Source organism: Cognatitamlana onchidii, from assembly GCF_004804355.1.
GTDB classification, from domain to species: Bacteria; Bacteroidota; Bacteroidia; order Flavobacteriales; family Flavobacteriaceae; genus Cognatitamlana; species Cognatitamlana onchidii.
This window is the reverse complement of sequence record NZ_SRWZ01000006.1, coordinates 144,392-167,633: the sequence shown is the minus strand read 5'-3', so window position 1 is coordinate 167,633 and position 23,242 is coordinate 144,392. Positions and strand designations below refer to the sequence as shown.

At 35.0% G+C, this 23,242-nt stretch carries 22 protein-coding genes; 18 read left to right on the top strand and 4 right to left on the bottom strand.

Features of this window, described 5'->3' with window-relative positions:
- Position 1 precedes the first annotated feature (1 nt).
- From E5D58_RS12310 to E5D58_RS12300, 3 genes are all read left to right on the top strand, one after another.
- Positions 2 to 538 carry a YciI family protein gene (locus tag E5D58_RS12310; protein WP_136482190.1) on the top strand — a complete coding sequence of 179 codons (537 nt, stop codon included), beginning with the start codon at positions 2 to 4 and terminating at the stop codon, positions 536 to 538.
- A complete protein-coding gene (locus tag E5D58_RS12305) occupies positions 539 to 1,414 on the top strand; it encodes an endonuclease/exonuclease/phosphatase family protein (protein WP_136482188.1) in 876 nt (291 codons plus the stop codon).
- 153 nt (positions 1,415 to 1,567) lie between these two features.
- Entirely contained in the window at positions 1,568 to 2,077 is a 510-nt protein-coding gene (locus E5D58_RS12300) for a CAP domain-containing protein (protein WP_136482186.1), read from the top strand.
- A 17-nt stretch (positions 2,078 to 2,094) separates the two neighbouring features.
- Here E5D58_RS12300 and E5D58_RS12295 read toward each other — a convergent pair whose 3' ends face one another.
- Positions 2,095 to 3,129 (bottom strand): isoaspartyl peptidase/L-asparaginase family protein, encoded by a 1,035-nt coding sequence (locus tag E5D58_RS12295; RefSeq protein ID WP_136482184.1) that lies wholly within the window; start codon positions 3,127 to 3,129, stop codon positions 2,095 to 2,097.
- 129 nt (positions 3,130 to 3,258) lie between these two features.
- Here E5D58_RS12295 and amaB point away from each other — a divergent pair, with 129 nt between their 5' ends.
- On the top strand, positions 3,259 to 4,803 hold the full coding sequence (gene amaB / locus E5D58_RS12290; RefSeq protein WP_235835914.1) for an L-piperidine-6-carboxylate dehydrogenase: 1,545 nt from the start codon (positions 3,259 to 3,261) through the stop codon (positions 4,801 to 4,803).
- 349 nt (positions 4,804 to 5,152) lie between these two features.
- Here the strand turns inward: amaB and E5D58_RS12280 are convergent, their stop codons facing one another.
- Positions 5,153 to 6,286 (bottom strand): ATP-binding protein, encoded by a 1,134-nt coding sequence (locus tag E5D58_RS12280; RefSeq protein WP_136482178.1) that lies wholly within the window; start codon positions 6,284 to 6,286, stop codon positions 5,153 to 5,155.
- A gap of 21 nt (positions 6,287 to 6,307) precedes the next feature.
- A complete protein-coding gene (locus tag E5D58_RS12275) occupies positions 6,308 to 7,057 on the bottom strand; it encodes an SDR family NAD(P)-dependent oxidoreductase (protein WP_136482176.1) in 750 nt (249 codons plus the stop codon).
- Between the two features lie 257 nt (positions 7,058 to 7,314).
- On the opposite strand from E5D58_RS12275, the gene E5D58_RS12270 reads away from it, so the two are divergent.
- The 13 genes from E5D58_RS12270 to E5D58_RS12210 all read left to right on the top strand — a co-directional run bounded on the left by E5D58_RS12270 (position 7,315) and on the right by E5D58_RS12210 (position 21,966).
- Positions 7,315 to 8,316, top strand: a complete 1,002-nt coding sequence (locus E5D58_RS12270; RefSeq protein WP_136482378.1) for an AAA family ATPase — start codon at positions 7,315 to 7,317, stop codon at positions 8,314 to 8,316.
- Positions 8,317 to 8,395: 79 nt separating this feature from the next.
- A complete protein-coding gene (locus tag E5D58_RS12265; protein WP_136482174.1) occupies positions 8,396 to 9,262 on the top strand; it encodes a DUF58 domain-containing protein in 867 nt (288 codons plus the stop codon).
- Between the two features lie 15 nt (positions 9,263 to 9,277).
- Positions 9,278 to 10,936: a BatD family protein gene (locus tag E5D58_RS12260; RefSeq protein WP_394345711.1), complete on the top strand. Its 1,659-nt coding sequence runs from the start codon at positions 9,278 to 9,280 to the stop codon at positions 10,934 to 10,936.
- On the top strand, positions 10,936 to 11,940 hold the full coding sequence (locus E5D58_RS12255; protein WP_136482172.1) for a vWA domain-containing protein: 1,005 nt from the start codon (positions 10,936 to 10,938) through the stop codon (positions 11,938 to 11,940). Before E5D58_RS12260 ends, E5D58_RS12255 begins: the two co-directional genes overlap by 1 nt.
- Before the next feature lie 14 nt (positions 11,941 to 11,954).
- Positions 11,955 to 12,992, top strand: coding sequence for a VWA domain-containing protein (locus tag E5D58_RS12250; protein WP_136482170.1), 1,038 nt, complete (start codon positions 11,955 to 11,957; stop codon positions 12,990 to 12,992).
- A 73-nt stretch (positions 12,993 to 13,065) separates the two neighbouring features.
- A complete protein-coding gene (locus E5D58_RS12245) occupies positions 13,066 to 13,899 on the top strand; it encodes a tetratricopeptide repeat protein (RefSeq protein ID WP_136482169.1) in 834 nt (277 codons plus the stop codon).
- A 26-nt stretch (positions 13,900 to 13,925) separates the two neighbouring features.
- Complete coding sequence (locus tag E5D58_RS12240) at positions 13,926 to 15,704, top strand: BatD family protein (protein ID WP_136482166.1); 1,779 nt, start codon at positions 13,926 to 13,928, stop codon at positions 15,702 to 15,704.
- A 1-nt stretch (position 15,705) separates the two neighbouring features.
- Positions 15,706 to 16,464 (top strand): tetratricopeptide repeat protein, encoded by a 759-nt coding sequence (locus tag E5D58_RS12235; protein ID WP_136482164.1) that lies wholly within the window; start codon positions 15,706 to 15,708, stop codon positions 16,462 to 16,464.
- A gap of 53 nt (positions 16,465 to 16,517) precedes the next feature.
- Complete coding sequence (locus E5D58_RS12230; protein WP_136482162.1) at positions 16,518 to 16,820, top strand: hypothetical protein; 303 nt, start codon at positions 16,518 to 16,520, stop codon at positions 16,818 to 16,820.
- 102 nt (positions 16,821 to 16,922) lie between these two features.
- Positions 16,923 to 18,503, top strand: coding sequence for a SulP family inorganic anion transporter (locus E5D58_RS12225; RefSeq protein ID WP_136482160.1), 1,581 nt, complete (start codon positions 16,923 to 16,925; stop codon positions 18,501 to 18,503).
- A gap of 11 nt (positions 18,504 to 18,514) precedes the next feature.
- On the top strand, positions 18,515 to 19,342 hold the full coding sequence (locus tag E5D58_RS12220) for a universal stress protein (RefSeq protein ID WP_136482158.1): 828 nt from the start codon (positions 18,515 to 18,517) through the stop codon (positions 19,340 to 19,342).
- A 112-nt stretch (positions 19,343 to 19,454) separates the two neighbouring features.
- Positions 19,455 to 21,320, top strand: a complete 1,866-nt coding sequence (locus E5D58_RS12215) for a SulP family inorganic anion transporter (protein WP_136482156.1) — start codon at positions 19,455 to 19,457, stop codon at positions 21,318 to 21,320.
- Between the two features lie 16 nt (positions 21,321 to 21,336).
- The gene (locus E5D58_RS12210; protein WP_136482154.1) at positions 21,337 to 21,966 is read left to right on the top strand and encodes a carbonic anhydrase family protein; all 630 of its coding nucleotides are present in this window, start codon (positions 21,337 to 21,339) and stop codon (positions 21,964 to 21,966) included.
- A 43-nt stretch (positions 21,967 to 22,009) separates the two neighbouring features.
- On the opposite strand, the gene E5D58_RS12205 is transcribed toward E5D58_RS12210, so the two are convergent.
- Positions 22,010 to 22,534 (bottom strand): CvpA family protein, encoded by a 525-nt coding sequence (locus tag E5D58_RS12205; protein ID WP_136482152.1) that lies wholly within the window; start codon positions 22,532 to 22,534, stop codon positions 22,010 to 22,012.
- Between the two features lie 176 nt (positions 22,535 to 22,710).
- Between E5D58_RS12205 and E5D58_RS12200 the strand changes: the two genes are divergently transcribed.
- Entirely contained in the window at positions 22,711 to 23,067 is a 357-nt protein-coding gene (locus tag E5D58_RS12200; protein ID WP_136482151.1) for a hypothetical protein, read from the top strand.
- Positions 23,068 to 23,242: the final 175 nt, after the last annotated feature.

The window sequence follows — 23,242 nt, the reverse complement described above, 5'->3', positions numbered from 1 at the left end:
AATGAAAAAAATTTTAGCTGTATTATTACTATTAGTAATGACGGAATCATGTAAAAAGGCATCCCAACCTAGTCTATCAGAAGAGGTTGTTTTAGACGAAGTTGAGGTTGAAGTGGATTCTATTGTTGAAGTGCAAGACGCACCAATAAGAACTGTAAAAGAAAAAAAAGAAGCGCTTTTAAGCAAAGGTTTTAAAATCTTTGATTACGTAGATGAAAAAACTCAGGATACAGTGTTAATGCAGCAATATTTTATGGTTTTTTTAAAAACGGGGCCCATACGAGGGCAAAATGAAGAGGAAGATGCAGAGTTACAGGTGCAACACTTATCACATTTAACAAAAATGTATGAGTTAGGATATGCCGATATATCTGGTCCTTTTGGTGATGATGGGAATATTAGAGGCGTTACCATTTATAATGTACCAACATTAAAGATGGTAGATAGTTTAGCTAATGCCGATCCTATGGTAAAGGCAGGAAGGTTAGAAGTTGAGGTTCACCCATGGTGGGCTGCAAAAGGGTTTCCATTAAGGTAGATGTTGAAACTAGTAAAGGGTTTATATTTAATTGTCAATATTGCTATTATAGTAGCATTATTACTTCTGTATTTTATTGTAAGAGATACGTCCTTTAAATATGCAATTTGGTTTTATTCATTTCCATTACCAATTATAGTTTTTATAATTTTATGCTTATCCGTTTTTTTAGGTAAATACAGAAAGTATAATTTAATCATCGCTGGATTTGTATTTATTATTTGGATAGGAAGAAGTTTTAGGATGAGCTTCCCTATAAAACCTCAAAAATCAGATTTAGAAATAGTTTTTTGGAATGCTTCAAGAGATAATGGTTTTAAAACGGCTATTGAAATTAATAAGGGTATTCCAGATGTTTTGGTTTTAACAGAATCAAATGATTATAATTTCAATAAATTAAAAGGTAAATATCCTGATTTTTATTTTTATCAAGGCAAGAGGGAATTACGAATTTTTTCAAAAACACCACTAACTATAGTAAAAGATACTACTACCCACTATAGTACCAGTGTGGTTAATTTTAAAACAGCGGAAATCAATTTTTATGCAGTTGATGTCACAGGTAGTATAGACGTTCCAAGATTATGGGAAATAGGTTTTTTATATGAGGTTATTCTTGCAAAAGAGAATACGGTTATATTGGGAGATTTTAACGTGCCATACGAGTCTACACTATTAAAAAAAATAAAAGATAATTATAAATATTTTTTTTCTTCCAAAGGAAATGGGTTTAGAGAAACCTGGTTTTGGGGGCTTCCTTTATTGTCATTAGATCAAATATGGGTGTCTCCAGATTTAGAAATAAGAACTTCAAAAAATACTAAAACATTATTGTCCGATCATAGTTTGATTGGTGTGGTTCTCAATAGAGGATGAATATTTTGGTTCTTAAATGCATTATCGCTTGGTTTTTTCTAATTCATTATATCATTTATACTCTAATTAGGTTGTTTCAACATGTCTTAAAAAACCTCCATATTCCATAGTTAAAAAAATAAATGTATATTTGAGTACCCTAAATCAAACATTATGAAAACTATTTATGCTAAAGCACGACAGTGTTTTATATGCGTGGTCGCTGCTATTTGTATTATGTCTTGTTCAAATGATGAAGTTGATATTCCAGTTGATGATGATTCAAGTGAAGATATCATAAACGTGGAGGCAAGTGCTATTGAAACAGAGATTCTTCAATTGGTTAATAATCATCGGTCCAGTATTGGAAAATCAAAATTAGAGATCAACAATCTTGCTGCCGTTTTAGCTAAGGAACATACCTTATATATGATTAATAAGGGAGATATTAGTCATGATAATTTTGATGAAAGAGGGGACAGGCTTATCTCTGAAGAACAAGCTATTAAGGTAGGAGAAAATGTTGCGTTTAAATACAGAACCGCAAAGGAGGTTATGGAAGCTTGGTTAAACAGCCCAGGGCATAAAGCTAATATAGAAGCGAATTTTACTCATATAGGTATTAGTGCTATAAAAGATAATTCAGGATTTTTTTATTATACACAGGTGTTTTTTAGAAAGTAGCATTTCCAAAAATAAACTTAGTTTTTAAATATAGCTACGTAAAGGTCTCCTTTGTCGTTCATACTGGCTCGAAACATACCTGATGTGTTGAACTCCGTTGTCACATGCCCGTTCTTATCGATAGCAATTATGCCTCCGTCTCCACCAAGTTCTGTTAGTTTACTTTGAATAACTAGACGAGCCGCTTCATTTAAAGATATTCCTTTATACTCCATAAGGGCAGAAATATCATGGGCTACCGTACCTCTTATAAAGAATTCGCCCCAACCTGTGGCAGATACAGCACAAGTATTATTGTTGGCATAGGTGCCTGCACCAATAATAGGCGAGTCTCCAATACGTCCCCACCGTTTGTTGGTCATTCCCCCTGTAGAAGTGCCAGCAGCTAGGTTTCCATGTTTATCAAGAGCAACGCAACCAACGGTTCCAAATTTTGAATCGCTAATAGTTTGGTCATAAACCGAAACAACTTCACTGTTGTCAGATGCTTTTATCCGCTTTAATGCATTTAATTTTGCTTTCGTTAGAAAATAGCTTGGATCAACTATGTTTAATCCTTGTTCTTTGGCGAACAACTCTGCTCCATTACCAGAGAGCATTACATGAGGAGATTGTTCCATAACGGCCCTAGCTAGGTTTATGGGGTTCTTAACTGTTTTGGTTCCAGCTGATGCTCCAGCATTTAAAGTTTTACCATCCATTATAGAAGCGTCGTGTTCATTTATGCCATCATAGGTAAGTACGGCTCCTTTTCCAGCGTTGAATAGAGGGGAATCTTCCAGAATATTTATAGTTTTTTGAACAGCATCAAGACTTGTTCCACCGGTATCTAATATGTTATATCCAACCTGAATAGCTTCTTTCAATTCCTGACGATATACCATTTCTAAACTATCAGACATTTGTTCTTTGATAATATTTCCGGCGCCTCCATGAACGACAATAGAAAATGTAACTCTTTCTTGATTAGAGGTTTCCTTTTTAATGGTTTTGTTGTCTCTACAGGATAATATAAAGACAGAAATAAGGAGGGTTGTAAGGATGGGTTTCATTTGAAATAGGTTATAAGAAAAGGTTAAAGTTAATATTTAGTAATTGATTAATTTCATAAAAATCAACTATTTATTAGTATATTCGCAAATAATAACAATAATACTATTAAATCAACAAACTTAATGAATATGAATTCTGGTTCTGGTATAGATAAGGTTCTTAAAGATTTACAGGTTAGGATGATGAACGAAGGGGCTTCTACAGGAGTGCAGAACTTTTCAAATGGAGAGCCTGTTGAATCCTTTTCTCCAGTTAATGGAACTTTAATTGCAAAGGTCAAGTCAGCAACAAAAGCTGATTATGAAAAAGTTATGGAGGCGGCAGTTTCAGCATTTAAGACATGGAGGCTTATGCCCGCTCCTCAACGTGGAGACATAGTGCGTCAATTTGGAGAAAAACTACGTAAACATAAAAATGCGCTTGGTAAGTTGGTGTCCTTTGAAATGGGTAAGAGTTATCAAGAAGGTTTGGGAGAGGTGCAAGAAATGATCGATATCTGTGATTTTGCCGTTGGTCTCTCACGTCAGCTTCATGGTTTAACTATGCACTCTGAGCGCCCAGGACATCGTATGTATGAACAATATCACCCGCTGGGGATCGTTGGAATAATTTCGGCATTTAACTTTCCTGTGGCTGTTTGGTCTTGGAATACGGCCTTAGCATGGATATGCGGGGATGTTTGTGTGTGGAAGCCTTCAGAGAAAACACCATTATGCGCAGTAGCTTGTCAAAATTTAATAACAGAGGTATTAAAAGAGAATAACCTACCTGAAGGCATTTCATGTTTGGTTAATGGCGATTATAAAGTAGGAGAGCTTATCACCAAAGATACCAGAGTGTCTTTAGTTTCTGCCACAGGGTCTACCAGAATGGGAAAAATAGTAGCAAAAGAAGTGGCAGGCCGTTTGGGCAAATCACTCTTAGAATTAGGAGGTAATAATGCCATTATAGTGACTCCTAATGCTGATATTAAAATGACTATTATTGGAGCGGTATTCGGTGCAGTTGGTACGGCAGGTCAGCGATGTACGTCGACACGAAGATTAATTGTCCACAATTCAATCTACGAAAAGGTGAAGCAGGCTTTAATAGACGCTTACAAGCAATTACGCATTGGTAATCCGCTCGATCAAAATAATCATGTGGGACCTTTAATAGATGTCGAGGCGGTTAAGAGTTATACCTCCGCTTTAGAACAAGTGGTAAAAGAAGGTGGTAATTTGGTTGTTGAAGGAGGTGTCCTTTCTGGGGTTGGATACGAGAGCGGGTGTTATGTAAAACCAGCAATTGCAGAAGCAGAACCTCATTTTAAAATTGTACAACACGAAACGTTTGCTCCTGTATTGTATTTATTGAAATATAATGGAGACGTTCAAAATGCTATTGACATTCAAAATAATGTAGCTCAGGGGCTTTCTTCAGCAATAATGACGAGTAATTTAAGAGAAGCGGAGCGATTTTTATCTCACGCAGGAAGTGATTGTGGTATTGCCAACGTAAACATTGGGACCTCTGGTGCCGAAATTGGAGGTGCATTTGGGGGTGAAAAAGAGACTGGAGGAGGTCGCGAATCTGGATCAGATGCCTGGAAAGTTTATATGCGCAGACAGACAAACACTATTAACTATACAACTGAGTTACCATTGGCTCAAGGCATTAAATTTGATTTATAGAATAGATTTGAGCATTACATATCATTACTAAGCCGTTTCTAAGAAAAGCGGTTTTTTTTAACTCGAGAGTTTGGTAAATGATTTAAAAGCCAGTGGTATGTTTGGCGGTATTTTAATTTTAACGTTTTCAGAATTTGGCTGCCATGTAAAAGAAAATGCAAACATTGGTGCAAACCATGAAACTATTAATAATATATTTAAAAAATGAAAAAACCTTGACCAAAATTGAATAACAATTGAGAGACAAGGTTTCAGATCTTAAAAAGATTAATAGCAGTGCAAATGTAGTGCTTTTCCATTTCTAAGGAATTTTTTAAAGTTAACTTAAAGTTAAATCTATTAACAAATGTTAACTATACTTTACCTTTCTCAATATCCTCAAGGCTTCTTTATATAAGCTATATATTTCTTTGCTATGGTTTTTTAAGTAGGGTTTGGCCTCGTTCAGTTTATTTAGTGCTTCATGAAAAAGGTTTAAGTAACATATTAAATATGTGGCAGGTAAGTTTCTTAAATCCTGTTGTTCGGTTTCGGTTAAAGCCTGTCCTTTTTTAAGCTTTTCTAAAATACTGTTGTTGGCATTATAAATATGATGCAATATTCTTTTATCAAACTGCGGCGGATCAAACAATAATTTGGTTTCTATGTTGTAATGGGCGTTGTCTTCAAACTTTATAAGAGTTTCTTCAAGTTTATAATATTTGTTGCTGCCTTGTAAGCCAAGGTTAACGTATTCAATAATTTTAAAGCTATCATCATTATAATCAATAGAAACTTCGTCTAAGGCAGAAAAAAATAATCGTACCTGTTCATTTATAAGTTCAATGTCTACTCTAGAGTAAAAGACTTCATCTTTAACCACTTTTTTTTGTCCGGCCCAGCATACCACAAAATACTCTTTAAAAACTTTGTACTTAGCGTTGTAATCTTTTCGCGTATTCATAAAATGAAAAACACCATTAAGGGTATGCTCTATATTATTTTGGGCATGCTTTTCAATGGCTTCAACAATCTTAGAGTTAACATCTTTTACTTCAATGTCAAAAAACTTAGGCATGCTCATGCTGCCATCTCTAAAAAACACAGAACCTCCATAATATTTCCAAATATTCTTTCTTAATGAAGTAAGTGTTCCTGTTGGTCTAATAGTTACCAGTCCAACTACTTTATCATCTGGTAAATGAGGAAAAGGAATGTTTTCGTATTGTACAATAGGAGGCTTACTTAAATAGGCATTAATAAGGTTTTGTATTTTACTATCATCAAAAAAATCTACCCCAATAATGTTGTTATCCTCATCTTCTATCCCAATAACTATGTAGGAGTTGTTTTTGGGGTTGCTATTTGATAATGCACATATGTGTTTTAAGAATTTTGCTTTCCCTTCTTTATGGCTAATGTCAATTTTACGCTTTTTGTCATAAAAACTGTTTTCGTCATTGTGAGCGAGTAAGTGTTTTATAAGAAGGCGTTTATTAATCATGATTTAAGGAACCTATTACGTCTAGTTTTTATTTATGGTAGTACTATTGGCTTGGGCTGTTGGAAAAACTAGCAAATCGGCTATGTTTACATGACTTGGTCTGGATACCACGAAATAAATAATTTCAGCGATATCTTTGGCTTGCAAAGCCTTGTAGCCTTTGTAAACCAAATCGGCTATGGCATCGCCTTTAAAACGTACTTTTGAAAATTCAGTTTCAACCAAGCCGGGGTTGACTGATCCTACTTTAATACCATAAGGGTTTAGGTCTATTCGCATGCCTTCTGTAATAGCTAAAACAGCATGCTTGCTGGCACAATAAACATTTCCTTTTGGGTACACTTCTTTGCCAGCCGAAGATCCAATGTTAATAATATGCCCCGACCTGCGCTCAGTCATTTGCGGGATTACTGCCTTACTTATATATAATAAACCTTTTACATTAATGTCCATCATGGCATCCCAGTCATCAATATTTCCAGTTTCAATGGGATCGAGGCCATGAGCATTCCCAGCATTATTTATAAGAATGTCAATGTTTTTAAATGCTGTAGGGAGCTCATTTATGTACTTAAAGGCTTCGTCTTTATTTCTTACATCAAAGTTTAATAAATGGACGTTGGTTAAACCTTCCAAAGCCTTTTTTATGGTTTGAAGTCGCTCTAATCGTCTTCCACATAAAATTAATTGAATACCTTGTTTTGCGAACTCATAGGCCGTTGCTTCTCCAATTCCACTGGTTGCTCCAGTAATAAGCGCCGTTTTTGCCATATGCTCTGGTTTTTAAGTTTTTATATGATTACCACAAAATACGCAATACAAGAATAAAACGTATTCTTTTTTTTGAAAGAAATAGAATCGAGTTCTTATTTAAGATAAACGTATTATAATATTTTGTTAAATACTATTCCTGTTGAGGTTTGTTCATATTTTTAACCAATTTTTAACATCATCACAATAAAAATTTTAACAATTTGCAATGCTCAAATAAGGACTGTATATTCGGGCTTTTAATAAAATAAAAAATGATGGAAGAAACAGGTACGATTGATATTAAGTCGATTAATGAAAAAATAGAAAAAGAAAGTGCTTTTGTTGATTTATTGATGTTAGAGATGAATAAAGTCATCGTGGGTCAAAAGCATATGGTAGAACGCCTGCTTATTGGTTTACTGGGACGCGGGCATATTTTGTTAGAAGGTGTACCTGGTTTAGCAAAAACACTTGCAATTAACACGCTGTCGCAAGCAGTTGATGGAAGTTTTAGTAGAATTCAGTTTACTCCAGATTTATTGCCTGCAGATGTAACGGGGACATTAATCTACAATATGAAGGTCAATGATTTTTCAATAAAGAAAGGACCTATTTTTGCTAATTTTGTTTTGGCAGATGAGATTAACAGGGCTCCAGCTAAGGTGCAATCAGCACTACTAGAGGCTATGCAGGAAAAACAGGTAACCATCGGAGATGAAACCTTTCCTCTAGACAAACCATTTTTAGTAATGGCTACGCAAAACCCAGTAGAACAGGAAGGAACCTATCCATTACCAGAAGCTCAGGTAGACCGTTTCATGTTAAAAACAGTTATTGATTACCCTAAAATAACAGAAGAGCAGCTCATTATGAGGGCTAATTTAAAAGGCGCATGGGATAAAGTTCAAGCCGTAGTATCTATTGATCAAATTTTAAGAGCTCAAGAGGCTGTTAGGGACGTGTACATGGATGAGAAAATAGAAAAATATATCCTAGATATTATTTTCGCTACCCGCTACCCTGAAAAATACAAATTAGCCGATTTAAAACCCCTAATATCCTTTGGCGCTTCCCCTCGTGGAAGTATCAATTTAGCTACCGCTGCTAAGTGCTACGCGTTCATTAAAAGACGAGGTTATGTGATTCCTGAAGATGTAAGAGCTGTTGTGTATGATGTGTTAAGACATAGAATAGGTATTACCTATGAAGCTGAAGCAGAAAATGTGACATCGGTTGAAATCATCAATAAAATTGTAAACGAAATAGAAGTACCTTAATAATTGACAATTGATAATTGACCATTGATTATAGGGTTCAAGAATAATCAATAAAAAATATTCAATAGACAATTTATAGATGGATACTAAAGAATTACTAAAGAAGGTACGAAAAATTGAGATTAAGACACGCCGGTTGTCTGATCATATTTTTGGAGGAGAATATCATTCTACTTTCAAAGGACGTGGTATGACTTTTAGCGAAGTGCGTCAGTATCAATTTGGTGATGATGTTAGGAATATAGATTGGAATGTAACAGCCCGCTATAACGAACCCTTTGTAAAGGTTTTTGAAGAAGAACGAGAATTAACCATGATGCTAATGGTTGATGTATCTGGTTCTGAATTGTTTGGAACAGAAGAGCAATTTAAAAATGAGGTGGTTACTGAAATAGCCGCCACTTTAGCATTTTCTGCTACTCAAAACAATGATAAAATTGGTTTAATCTTATTTTCAGATCAGGTAGAGTTGTACATTCCGCCTAAAAAAGGACGCTCTCATGTATTAAGAATTATTAGAGAACTCATAGAATTTAAACCTGAGAGTAGGCAAACTAATCTCGCCGAAGCTTTAAAATTCATGCAAAATGTTATGAAAAAGAAAGCCATTGTTTTTGTGCTTTCCGATTTTATGGCCGAAGACTATCATCAAACCATGAAAATTGTTTCAGGAAAGCATGATGTAACAGGCATTAGAGTTTATGATAAACGAGAAGCGGACATTCCAAATTTAGGTATTGTGCAAATGCAGGATGAAGAATCTGGGGAATATATGCTTGTAAATACTTCATCTAAAAAAGTTAGACAAAATTATGCCAAGTTTTATAAAGAAAAAGTAGCCTATTACAAAGAGAGTTTCTCAAAAGCTGGTGCTGGTGTTATTGATTGTAGGGTAGACGAAAGTTATGTGAAAAAATTATTGGGCTACTTTAAAAGAAGAGGTTAATAAGGAGAGTGATTTATGGTTAACGAATTACAATTTATGAAATGGAAAAATATCGATTTAGGACGCCTAACTTCGATTGTGTTTTTAGTAATTTTTATTCTGGCATCTAATTTTTCCTTTTCTCAAGTAAAATCGGCTGTAGATTCTACTTCAATTAAAATTGGAGAGCAAATTACTTATCGTATACAGGTAGAAGCAGATACTTCCAAGTTGGTAGTTTTTCCTGAGGGACAGACTTTTTTACCTTTAGAAGTTATAGAGTCTTATGATGTAGATACCTTAAAAAATAAGGATAAGTTCAATCTTATAAAAAAATACGGGTTAACACAATTTGATTCAGGGTCGTATACTATTCCTCCGCAAAAAATAGTCATTGGAGATAAAAGCTTTTTTACAGATTCTTTGAAAGTAGAAGTGAATACGGTTGTAATAGACAGTACAAAAGGACTATACGATATTAAACCGATTATTGCTGTTGAAAAATCAGGAAGTAAGTGGTGGAAATACTTGCTTTTAGCAATACTAATAATGGCTTTGGTTGGAGCACTATTATATTGGTTTATATGGCGTCAAAAACCATTGACGGAAGAAGAACAAATCGCGTTATTACCGCCGTATGATCGGGCAAAATTGGCATTAAAAAAACTAGATGAAAGCCCATATTTAGAGCACGAAAACTTAAAAGACTATTATTCTGAATTAACATTTATTATTAGAAAGTATCTTGAAGAGAAGGTTTACGACAAGGCTTTGGAGAGTACCACTAACGAGCTCATAGATCGGCTAACCTTATTAAAAGAAGGAAATCAAATTGATATTTCTAAAGATGATATTAAGAATCTAGAAAGTATCTTGCAACGTGCCGATTTGGTGAAATTTGCTAAATCTGCTCCAGATGTTGAATTGGCAAAAATGGATAGACAAACTATTGATGTTGAAATAGACCATGTTAAAGAGGCGCTACCAGAACCTACCGAAGAAGAAAAACTGCTAGACGAAAAATATAGAGAAGAACAAGAACGCAAGAAGAAGCGTAAAAAAATATGGCTTACCGTTGGAATTAGTGTTTTTTTATTGCTTGCCACTGTAACAGGGTTGTCCTTAAAGTTTGGTTTTAATTATGTAAAAGATACCATTATTGGGCATGATAGTAAAGAACTTTTGGAGGGCGATTGGGTAACTAGTCAGTACGGTTTTCCACCTGTAACTATAACAACACCAAGGGTTCTTAAGAGAATAGATGCTGGTCTCTCTGATGAAATGAAACAGCAGGTTGATATAACGCTTTTTGGTTACGGTAGCTTAATTGATAAATTTAATATTGTTGTTGCCACTTCAAACTATAAAACACAAGACGATACCAATATTGATTTAAATCAAGTTATTGATGGTAATTTAAAAACTTTTGAAGCGGCTGGAGCCCAAAATATTGTTACTAAGAATGATAAATTTATTACTCCAAATGGTGCCGAAGGATTAAAGGTTTATGGTTCCCTACAAATGCCTACTCAAGGAACAGAGCAGTTAGAGAATGGTAAATATGTGCTTTTGGCGTTTACGACTCAGAATATTGTACAGCAGGTTTCCTTAACATGGAAAACAGGAGACAGCTATGCAGAGCAAATGGTAGAGCGAATTCTTAATTCAGTAGAACTTAAAGAACTAGATAAGTGATGATTGGAGGCGTAGAGTTTTTAAATAAAGAGTTTTTTTGGTTGTTTTTAGCTATACCACCGGCTGTTTTATGGTACATCTTAAAGCATAAGAAACAAACAGCCGAGTTAAAAATTTCAAGCTTAAAAGGTTTCAAGTTAACACACTCTTGGTTGCCAAAACTAAAGCATGTCTTATTTGGTTTAAGGCTTGTTGCGTTGGCACTACTTATTACGGCGCTTGCAAGACCGCAATCGGTAGACGTTTCTACCAGAACGAAAACAACTCGCGGTATTGATATTGTTATGGCTATTGATGTCTCGGCAAGTATGTTGGCAAAAGACTTATCTCCTAATAGATTGGAGGCTCTCAAAAAGGTGGCAGCCGAGTTTATAAAAGGGCGTCCAAATGATAGAATTGGTTTAGTTGAATACGCAGGAGAAAGTTATACTAAAACACCAATTACAAGTGATAAAGGTATTGTATTACGTTCCTTAAAAAGTATTAAATACAATACTATTATTGAAGGCGGAACGGCTATTGGAATGGGGTTAGCCACTTCAGTAAATAGATTGAAAGATAGTAAAGCGACTAGTAAAGTTATTATTCTACTTACGGATGGTGTCAATAATTCTGGTTTTATTGACCCTAAGATAGCGAGTGAATTAGCAGTTGAATATGGTATAAAAACGTATACTATTGGTTTGGGAACAAACGGAATGGCTTTAACACCAGTTGCTATTTTGCAAAATGGAAAGTTTCAATATGCCAGGGCACAAGTAGAAATTGATGAGGAGTTACTAAAAGAAATTGCAGATGCTACAGGTGGAAAGTACTTCAGAGCTACCAATAACAAGAAGCTTGAAGAAATTTATGAGGAGATTAACAAATTAGAAAAAACGGAAATAGAAGAGTTTAAGTTCTATAACTATGATGAAAAATACCGGTCTTTAGTTATTTTGGCAGGCCTATTACTGTTGCTAGAATTGCTATTAAGGTTTACCGTTTTTAGAAGTTTTGTTTAAATGAAACGCGAATAATGTATCAGTTAGAAGAAAAAATATGGTTCTGGGCGTTAGGTATTATTCCTATTATAATACTATTCTTTTTGGTGCTTCAATTTTGGAGGTATAAGGCTCAGAATAAGTTTGCAGATAAGAAGCTTCTTAAGCGATTAAGCCCTAATAGATCTGTGTTTAAAGGCGCTTTAAAAGTTTTAATGCTAAGTCTCGCATTTTTTTGTTTGACTATTGCCCTTGTAAACCCCAAAATTGGCACCAAGTTAGAAACTGTTAAACGTGAAGGTGTCGATATTGTTTTTGCTGTCGATGTATCAAAAAGTATGCTTGCAGAAGATATTGCGCCCAATCGTTTAGAAAAGTCGAAACAATTAGTCACACAAATCATTAATAATTTGGCCAGTGATAGGGTTGGAATTATTGCTTACGCAGGCAAAGCATTTCCGCAGTTGCCTATTACCACAGATTATGCCTCAGCAAAAATGTTTTTGCAAAGTATGAATACAGACATGCTGTCTTCTCAAGGTACAGCAATTAATGAGGCTATTAAACTATCAAGGACTTATTTTGATAATCAAGAGCAAACCAATCGTGTACTTATTATAATATCTGATGGAGAAGATCATAGCGAAGCTTCGGCAGAGGTAGCTGAAGAAGCTAGTGAAGACGGGATTAGAATTTTTACTATAGGCGTAGGAGATGTTAAGGGTGGTCCTATTCCAGAGAAAAGAAACGGCGTTGTACTTAACTATAAAAAAGATAGTCAAGGAGAAACTGTTATAACAAAGCTAAATGAAGAAACGCTTCAGGAAATAGCTAACGAGGCCGATGGCGTTTATATAAACGGAAGAAACACAAATGAGGTTGTGGATAGTATAGGAGAGATTTTAAATGCCATGGACAAAACAGAATTTGAAGCGAAACAATTTGCCGATTTTAAGGATCAATTTCAGTGGTTTTTAGGATTTGGTATTTTCTTTTTGCTGTTAGATGTTTTTCTATTGGAACGAAAAACAGCATGGTTGAAAAAATTGAATTTATTTAATGAGAATTTGTGATTAGAGAGTTGCTTTATTTATAAGTTTTTTAACTCATAAAAAAGAACAGGTTTTATACTTTAGAAGTAAAAAAATGAAACAAATAATAACACTATTAATAATATGCTTTTCAAGTATATCTTTTTCTCAGGAAAAGGATAAGGTTCAGGAACTGGCTATTAAAAGAGCCAATGATTATGTTTATGAAGGCAATAATTTAATAGAAGAAGACTTTGTTTTAGCAGAAATGGAATACAGAAAAGCCATTTCAGAAGAATCTAGTTCAGTAGCTGGAACCTACAATTTAGCTAATGCTTACATAAAAAATGGAAATGCACCAGAAGCCTTATTTCGTTTAGAGCAAGCAGCAAAAGCAGCCACTTCTAAAAACGAAAAGCACAAAGCGTTTCATAATATGGGGAACGTTTTGATGCAGAATGAAAAATGCAAAGAAGCTGTTGAAGCCTATAAAAACGCCTTAAGAAATAATCCTATAGACGATGAAACAAGATACAACTTAAGTGTTGCTAAGGCTTGTGCAGAAGAACAGAAACAGCAGGAGGATCAGAACAAAGACGACCAGAACGACGAGAATCAAGAGGATAAAGATAACAAAGAAGATCAAGAGAATAAAGATCAGGAAGGCGATAATGAGGAGGACCAAAACGATCAGGGCGAAGATGAGCAGAAAGAAGATGATAAAAATGATGACGACGGTAAACCTGAAGATGATAAAAAAGATGAGGGTAAAGAAGGAGAGGATAAAAAAGAAAAACCACAACAGCCAAAACCTCAACCAGGTCAATTATCGCCTCAACAGATTAAAAACTTGTTAGAAGCTATGAATAATCAAGAGCAGAAGGTTCAAGAAAAAATGAATGCTGAAAAACAAAAAGGGGTTATAATAAAGACAGATAAAGATTGGTAGGTAAACCAACCAGACTTGGACTATAAATGAAACTACTTAAGCACATATTAACCATACTTGTTACATTGTCTGTAAGCTTTATTTCTGCACAAGAGGTGGAGTTTTTTGCAAAAGTTAGTAAGCATAAGCTTGGTATTAACGAACGCCTGCGTATTGATTTTATAATGAATCAAGATGGAGATAATTTTAGTCCTCCAGATTTTTCAATGTTTACGGTGGTAGGTGGGCCAAATCAATCTGTAAGTAATTCATGGATTAACGGAGTTAGAACCTTCAAAAAAACGTATAGCTACTGGTTGGCACCAAAGAAAAGAGGTGTTTTTACTATTTCGCAAGCAACTATTTATGTAGATGGAAGCGCCTTTAAAACCTCTCCTATTAAGGTTGAAGTGACGGCAGCAGTAGAACTTCCCAAAGACCCTAATGACCCGAATTATTTGGCGTCGCAAAACATCCATTTGGTTGCAGAGGTATCAAACACCAATCCCTATTTGAATGAAGCCATAACGGTGGTTTATAAGCTATACATATCTCACAAAATAGCCGTTGATAATGTTAATGAAATTGACACCCCTCGATATAATGATTTTTGGAGTCAGAACCTAGACACGAAAAACCAAAAGGTGCAAAGTGGTAAGTACAACGGGGAGGATTACCGCTATGTAATTTATAAAAAGGCGGTATTATATCCTCAGAAAACGGGCCGTCTAAATATAGAGCCTTTAAGTTTAGATATTGCTTTGCGTGTTCCTACTAACCGAAGAGACATTTTTGGAAGTGTTTTAATGGCAAGAGCCAATAAAACAGTTTCGGCAGGTAGCAAAACAATTAATGTAAAACCGCTACCAGAAATGGGTAAGCCACAAGATTTTACTGGTGCCGTTGGCGATTTTACATTTGATGTGGCAACCACAAAAACAGAACTTGATGCTACCGAATCGTTACAGCTAAAAGTTAGTGTAAAGGGTAAAGGCAATTTAAAACTCTTTAAGCTTCCAAAAGTATCCCTTCCTAGTTCTTTAGAAGTCTATGAACCGGAGCATGACGAAAAGGTAAAAACAAATTTATCGGGCATGCAAGGTAGTATTTCAGATAGCTATACAGTGGTTCCTCAGTACAAAGGAAAATACCCTATTCCGAGCATTTCATTTTCATATTTCGACTTAAAAACAGAGTCTTACAAGCGGTTGTCTTCAGATGAGATTGTTATAAATGTTTTAAACGGACCATCGAGCGGTACTTCGGGTAATGTAAACAAAGTGGTTTCTGCCGGAAACAAACAAGCGGTGGTTTTAAATAGTGATCAATTTGCTTTTATAAAAACGCGAACAGATTTTAGTGAGGTACAGTCATCTTTTTTCTTTAAAACTAAGTTGTTTTGGAGTTTATTTTTATTACCGTTTATAGCCATACCGTTGGCGGTTATTGTTAGAAGAAAGAAAGAAGCTAGAGATGCCGATGTTTATGGGAATAAAATTAGAAAAGCCGATAAACTGGCCAGAAAATATTTAAAAGGCGCAAAAAAATCACTAGGTCAAAAGGAGGCCTTTTACATTGCTTTAGAAAAAGCTTTGCATAATTATTTAAAGGCTAAATTACGTATCGAGACTAGTGATTTAAGTAAGGATAAAATAACCGAACTATTGTCTGGTAGGAACGTGGATAATGAGGTTATCAATGCCTTTAACAGTATTTTAGAACGTTGTGAACTGGCACGTTATACACCAATTGATATCGTAACCATGCAAGAGGACTATGAAAAGGCTAGTAAAACCATTTCTTTAATAGATAAACAAGCAAGGTAGTATGAAATTTATAATTCACATATTGTTGATTTCTTTGACTATGGTTGGTTTTGCTCAAAATCAAGATTTATTTGAGAAGGCCAATGCCTTTTATAATGCAGGGAAGTACGCAGAAGCTATTGATAATTATCAGGCTATTTTAGAAAGTGGATATCACTCAGCCGATTTGTATTTTAATTTAGGGAATGCCAATTATAAATTAAACAATATAGCTCCAAGTATTTATTTTTATGAAAAAGCCTTGCTTTTAAATCCTAATGATCAAGATATTAAGGACAATATGGCCTTTGCGAAAAACATGACAATCGATGTAATTGACGTAATACCTGAAGCGGGATTAGCTAAAATTATTAAGAATATAGCGAATGCAATGTCATTCGATTCTTGGGCTGTTTGCACTGTTGTGTTGGTTTTTGTCTTTGTAATATTGTTCTTGTTCTATTATTTTTCGTACTCCACATTTAGAAAACGATTTACATTTATTGCCAGCATAACGGCATTAATGTTGGTTTGTATCACCTTAGCACTAGCTTTTCATAAATATAATCTTGAAAAACTTGATAACCCAGCGATTATCTTTGTTCAAGAAAGTAGAGTAAAGAACACGCCAAACCCTAATGGAGAAGAAGCTTTTAGGTTACATGAAGGTACTAAAGTCCAAGTGGTAGATAGCTATAATAATTGGCAAAAAATTAAACTTACAGACGGGAAAACAGGTTGGGTTATGTCTGAGGATGTTAAATTGTTAAAGGACTTTTAGTTATAACTAACGCGAAATTCTTATATTTAGGTCTTAATAAAACTTGAGCCTAGATGTCAAAACACATCGTTTCCATATTTTTATCTGCGTTGTTCTTAGTGTTTGTAAGTGCGCCAACAGTCATTATGATGGTAGACGATTCGGTCGATGTTTCTGTGTTTTATACTTCAAGTGAAGAAGAAGAAAAAGGTCAAGAAAAAAATAAAGATAAAGAATTGTTGCTTTATGATTTTTCAAAATATCTTTCAGAATTTGATTTAAATGAAACCGATAATAGTTTGGTTTACTTTTTTAAAAAGTACCCTAAGCCTCATTTAAATCTTATCTCCCCGCCTCCAGAGCTAATCATATTATAGTATTTAGAGTTTTTTTCAGACTGTTTTAATCTAAATAGTCTCAGTCTTAATTTTAACAACTTTTCGATATTTCCAAATATCAAAAGGATAATTCATTGTAATATGTTTAAAACAATTAAAAAAGATTTACCAGCTAGTATTGTCGTGTTTTTTGTGGCCTTGCCATTGTGTTTGGGGATTGCATTAGCTAGTGGTGCACCTCTATTTTCAGGATTAATTGCTGGTATTGTGGGAGGTATAGTGGTTGGAGCTTTAAGTGGGTCCAAAATAGGGGTTAGTGGTCCTGCTGCTGGATTGGCAGCTATAGTACTTACTGCGATTGGCACCTTAGGAGGGTATCAAAATTTTTTGGTAGCTGTGGTTTTAGGCGGTGTTATTCAACTGTTATTTGGAGTGTTAAGAGCTGGTATTATTGGCTACTATTTTCCTTCATCCGTCATTAAAGGGATGTTAACAGGAATAGGGATTATTATTATTCTTAAACAGATACCTCATTTCTTTGGATATGATGCCGATCCCGAAGGGGATTTTGCTTTTTTTCAGGTAGATGGTGAAAATACATTTTCTGATTTGTTTAATACGCTCAAGTTTATAACCCCAGGTTCTGCATTAATTGGAGTAGTTGGTTTAGGGATTTTGATTCTTTGGGAAAAAGTGCTTTCAAAAAAGGCAAAGATATTTCAGCTAATTCAAGGACCTCTTGTGGTTGTGGTTATTGGGATTATTTTTTATGTTATAACACAGTCAAATGATACTTTAAGTATATCACAGACGCATTTAGTGAGTGTACCTGTACCCGAAGATAGCGCTTCATTTTTTGCGCAGTTTAGCTTTCCTAATTTTAAGGCCATAACAAACCCAGATGTTTGGGTAGTGGCCTTTACTATTGCACTTGTTGCTAGTTTAGAAACATTGTTATGTGTTGAAGCAACAGATAAATTAGATCCGCACAAAAATGTAACGCCGACAAATAGAGAATTACTCGCACAAGGAACAGGAAATATTATTTCTGGCATGATAGGAGGGCTTCCAATAACTCAGGTGATTGTAAGAAGTTCTGCCAATATTCAGTCCGGAGGAAGATCAAAACTTTCGGCCATAATTCATGGGTTTTTCTTGTTAACTTCTATTATTCTTATCCCTAGATTATTAAATATGATCCCGCTGTCGGTTTTAGCGGCTATATTACTGCTTGTAGGATACAAGCTGGCTAAGCCATCAACGTTTAAACAAATGTTTAGTTTAGGCTGGAAACAATGGGTGCCATTTACAGCGACTATTTTAGGGATTGTATTTGTTGATTTACTTTGGGGAATTGGCTTTGGATTGGGAGTTGGTATTATAGTGATATTAATTAAGAGCTTTCAGAATTCACACTTCCTGCACATTGAGGACAAGAGTAATGGAAAACATAAAATTAAGATGACGCTTGCCGAAGAAGTAACCTTTTTCAATAAAGGGGCTATCCTAAAAGAATTAGATAGCTTGCCTAGAGACACCTATTTAGAGCTTGATGTTACTAAAACGAGATATTTAGATAACGATATTATTGAGATTTTAGAGGATTTTGCATTTAAGGCAACCGAAAGGAATATTGATATTCAATTAATTTCTGAGCGGGGCATTGTTGAAAACCCTGAGAGTTTTATTGAATTTTTCAAATTAAGGCCAAAATTGACTTAGAATTAGAAATCATGGAAAAAAAGAAGTATAAGATCCTGGTGCTTTCCGATTTTAAGAATTCAACAGCTTCTATCTTAAAAAGCACTGCGCGTTTAGCAAACATGATAGATGGAGCGGTAGAGTTTTTTTATGTAAAGAAACCAACAGAGGTTATAAAACAAGACAATCAATTCTCGGCAATAAGAACTATTAACAGTCAGTTTAGTGCCTCGGAAAAAAAGATAAAAACCTTATTGAATTCAATCGCTGAAGATTATAACGTCAAAATAAAATACAAGTTCGCCATAGGAAATGTAAAAAACGAAATAATTAGTCATATTAAGGAGGTTAATCCAGATGTAATTGTTTTGGGTAAGCGCAAGCAGAAGTTCTTAAACTTTGGAGGAGATAATATGACGCAGTTTATACTAAAACATCATGAAGGACCCGTTTTTATTGCTTCTGAAGGCAACGTTTTAGAACCCAACAAAAAACTTTCTTTAGGAATATTTCAAGGTAAACATAAACCTTTAGATATTGATTTTGCAGATCAACTAATTAAAAACACTAATGTCCCTTTAAAATCTTTTAAAATTGGAGAGACACCGTCTCAATTAAAGGCCGGTAAAGGTGTATTTAGTAGCTTAAAAACAGTTAATTATGTGTTTGAGAAAGGGGATAATGCCATAGATAACCTGTCAAAGTATTTATCTAAAAACAAGATTGATTTGTTATGTGTGGGTAGGGATAAGGCGCCAGCAAAAGACACGGTAAATCTTATGAAATATGATTTAAGAGATTTAATTGGTAAACTTAATGTGTCAATGCTTATTTCGGGTAGGCAACCATATGAACTGTAATAGGCCATCCTTAAGGAAGAATCATTATGATTTTTTATATAAGCTGATATTTTTAATATTAGCTTATTTTTTGCCATTTTAGATTAATTTAGAGGTTAAAACTTATAAGGTAGTGGTAAAAGGTATATTTTCAAATTTAAAAGGTGATATTTTTGGAGGAGTAACTGCTGGTATTGTGGCATTACCGTTGGCTCTTGCTTTTGGAGTGTCTTCTGGTTTAGGGCCTACGGCAGGTCTTTACGGGGCTATTTTTATTAGTTTTTTTGCAGCACTTTTTGGTGGTACTAACACTCAAATTTCTGGACCTACAGCTCCAATGACGGCAGTAAGTATGGTGGTTATTGCGGGTATTATTGCCACTAACGACGGCGATATATCTAAAGCGCTTCCCGTAATACTCACTATTTTTTTACTGTCGGGGTTAATGCAAATTGGCTTAGGCCTTTTAGGTTTAGGAAAGTATATCAGGTATATCCCATACCCTGTTGTCTCTGGTTTTATGACTGCCATAGGCGTGATTATTTTATTAACTCAAATACAGCCTTCCTTAGGATATTACCCAAAGGAAGATATGGACTTTGTAAGCCAGTTTAAACCACAGGCTGAAGAGGTTATTTTAGAGAATATTTTAAAAGAAGAAGCGGAAGAAGGTATTCTTGTGTTGGAAGATTTTAAGGAAACCATAGAACGCTCAGATGAGGTTACGGAGGAAGCCATTTTAAAAGAATCTCAAACACTTGCTGCAAAAGCAGCTTCGGGCGCTTTAGGATCTATAAAAGCTATCCCCAGAGCGGTTAAACATATTAACTGGATAGAACTGTTATTGGCACTTGGAACAATCTTCATAATTTATGGGTTTAAACGTATTACAAAGGCCATCCCCAGTACTTTAGTAGCGCTTTTAGTTATGTCTGGTATCGCAATAGGCTTTGGGATACAGTATAGACCCATTGATGAGATTCCAAGCGGATTACCAATTCCTAATTTAGAAATCTTTACCAGTTTTAATTTAGCGAGTTTAACACCCTATATTTTTACAGCACTTACTTTAGCATTACTAGGAGCCATCGATTCGTTGCTTACTAGTGTGGTGGCAGATAACATGACTAAGACCAAACATAAACCCAATAAGGAATTAGTAGGGCAAGGAATAGGCAATAGTATTGCAGCTATTTTTGGTGGTATTCCCGGTGCAGGAGCAACCATTAGGACCGTTGTAAATATCACTTCTGGTGGAAAAACTAAATTGTCTGGCATGATTGCAGGGGTTTTGTTATTTATAATCTTGCTTGGTTTAGGACCCATTGCTTCAAAAATTCCTGCGGCTGTTTTAGCGGGTATTTTAATTACTGTAGGTATTGGAGTTATGGATTATAAGGGCTTAAAGGCCATTCCAAGTTTACCAAAAGATGTGAAAATTGGACCTATAAAATTTAGTATGGAAGTTGTAATTATGCTAACCGTTTTAGTATTATCTACTTTTTGGAACTTGGTATATGCTGTTGGTATCGGTTTGGTAATTGCATCCCTTATGTTTATGAAAAAAATAGGGGATTTAACGGCGGAACGCTCCGATGTAAAACCACTTAAGGAAGAAGCCTGGGATGATGAGGGGGATTTTCCGGTTAATTTAAAGGAAGAAGTATTTATAAAACACTTAAAAGGACCATTATTCTTTGGTTCTACCAGCGATTTTCAACAGTTATATGCCCAAATACCTGAAACAGCAGAAGTGGTTATTTTAAGGTTAGGACGTATGCAATATATGGATCAATCGGGCCTGTATGCTATGGAAGATATGCTCCAAGATTTGAGAAAGAAAGATGTTGACGTCCTGTTTGTAGATCTTCTTAAGCAACCTAGGTATATGATGGAGCGTATTGATATAATTCCAGATTTTGTTCCCAATGAACATATTTTTGATACCTTTAAGGACTGCCTGAAATGGATAAAACTTAATGTAAAAGACAGAGATTAATAATAACCTTATACATATGAAAAATACGGCCATAACAAAAGATGTACAATCGGCATACACCCCGCAAAGTGTTTTAGAAGATTTAATTGCCGGGAATAACCGTTTTGTAAATAATAATAATCAAGAAGTTGATAATGCCTCACTTATAAGTCAAACAACAACAGGTCAATTTCCTAAGGCCGTGGTGCTGTCTTGTATAGATTCTAGAGTACCTGTAGAAACTGTTTTCGATCAGGCTATTGGAGATATTTTTGTAGCGCGAGTTGCAGGTAATTTTGAGAATGTTGATATATTAGGAAGCCTTGAGTATTCCTGTAAGGTTGCAGGAAGTAAATTAATTTTAGTTTTAGGTCATGAAAGCTGTGGTGCAGTAAAAGCAGCCTGCGATGGTGTTGAGCTGGGCAATATTACGGCCATGCTAGGAAATATTTTGCCTGCAGTAAAAAGAAGTTCTGAAGAAGTTGATGGTGAACTAAATTCGTCAAACAGTGAATTTGTATCTAAAACCGTTGAAAATAATGTTAAATTTACCATAGACCGTATTAGGGAGCGTAGCCCAATATTGAAAGAGATGGAAGAAGCCGGAGAAATTCAAATAGTAGGTGGTGTTTATATGCTCTCTACTGGGAAAGTGGAAATGCTGTAAACCTATAGTATAAAAAAACTATGCCACTATTTAGTGGCTTTTTTTATGCTTCATTTGAAAGGGTCGTATCTTCAATGATTTCTATGGTAGGCTCCCATATATCAGGAATTATAACATGGACTAGTTCTTTTATAGGCTCAAATAAACTAGAATCTTTTACATGGTCTTCATCAATAATAGAAATCGTTTTGTTTATTTTATCAAAAAGATTTAAAACAATACTTAATATAAGGGCCATTTTTAAAGCACCGAAAACCGCTCCAGTTAGTTTGTTTAAAATACCTAAAGCAGCAAAATTTGCTAATTTGGTTAAGGCTTTCCCTGCAAAGGCAATAGCTAGAACAATTATTACAAAGGTTGTAGCCAATGCCGCAATATGAATCGTGTTCTCATTCCAATCGGTTTTAGATTGTAAAAATTCCGCAGCAAAATTACTAAAGTGTATGGCGCCATAAACCCCAGCCACCAAGGCTACTAACGAGGCAATTTCTACAAAGAGCCCTTTCATAAAACCGCGAACCAATCCAAATAAAATTAGAGCACCCAAAACAATATCAATAACCTCCATAACCTGTAGCTAAACAATTTCAGCAAATATAAATAATAGTGAACATATGGTTTATTAACTTTGCAGCTTTCAAATTAGTAAAACGCATATTTTCAAGTGTGTATTGCGTAGAAAATATTTTGGTTGAGCTAATCCCAATTTAGTATTAGCACCATATAGTAATAACGATAAACTTGATGTCTAGAGACGAACAATTAAAGGAACGATGGGAGACACTAGTGCAGAAACTCTCCAATCAATTTGCAGATGGCGATACGCTAGATCTTGATGCGATTATTTATTTAATTGGGGTTCAGGAATTGGGGCAGCTTGGCAGGACTTTTAAAAAGGACCAAAAGCTCGATCTTATGCATATTGCTATATGTAAAGTATTGGTGCCTTATGGTTATTACGAACTCGATTTTGTAGATGATGATGGCTGGCCACATTATAAAATGCTCGAAAAGCTTCCCTTTTTAAAGGCAGGCGAGCAAAGTGTGTTAATGAAAGAAGCTATTGTGGGTTACTTTCTAGAAACCAAGTATATTAATTAAAACAATTAGGGCGTTACCCTGGCGGGTCGGGCTTTCCACTTTTAGTTTTGGCTCGATGCACGCCTCGCCAAAAGCTACCGTTGCAATCCCTAACGCATCTATTTGCTGAGTTAAGTTTTATATGGCCTAGAGCTGTTTTTTTCTAGATTATTAGAGTAACAACAAAATGAATACG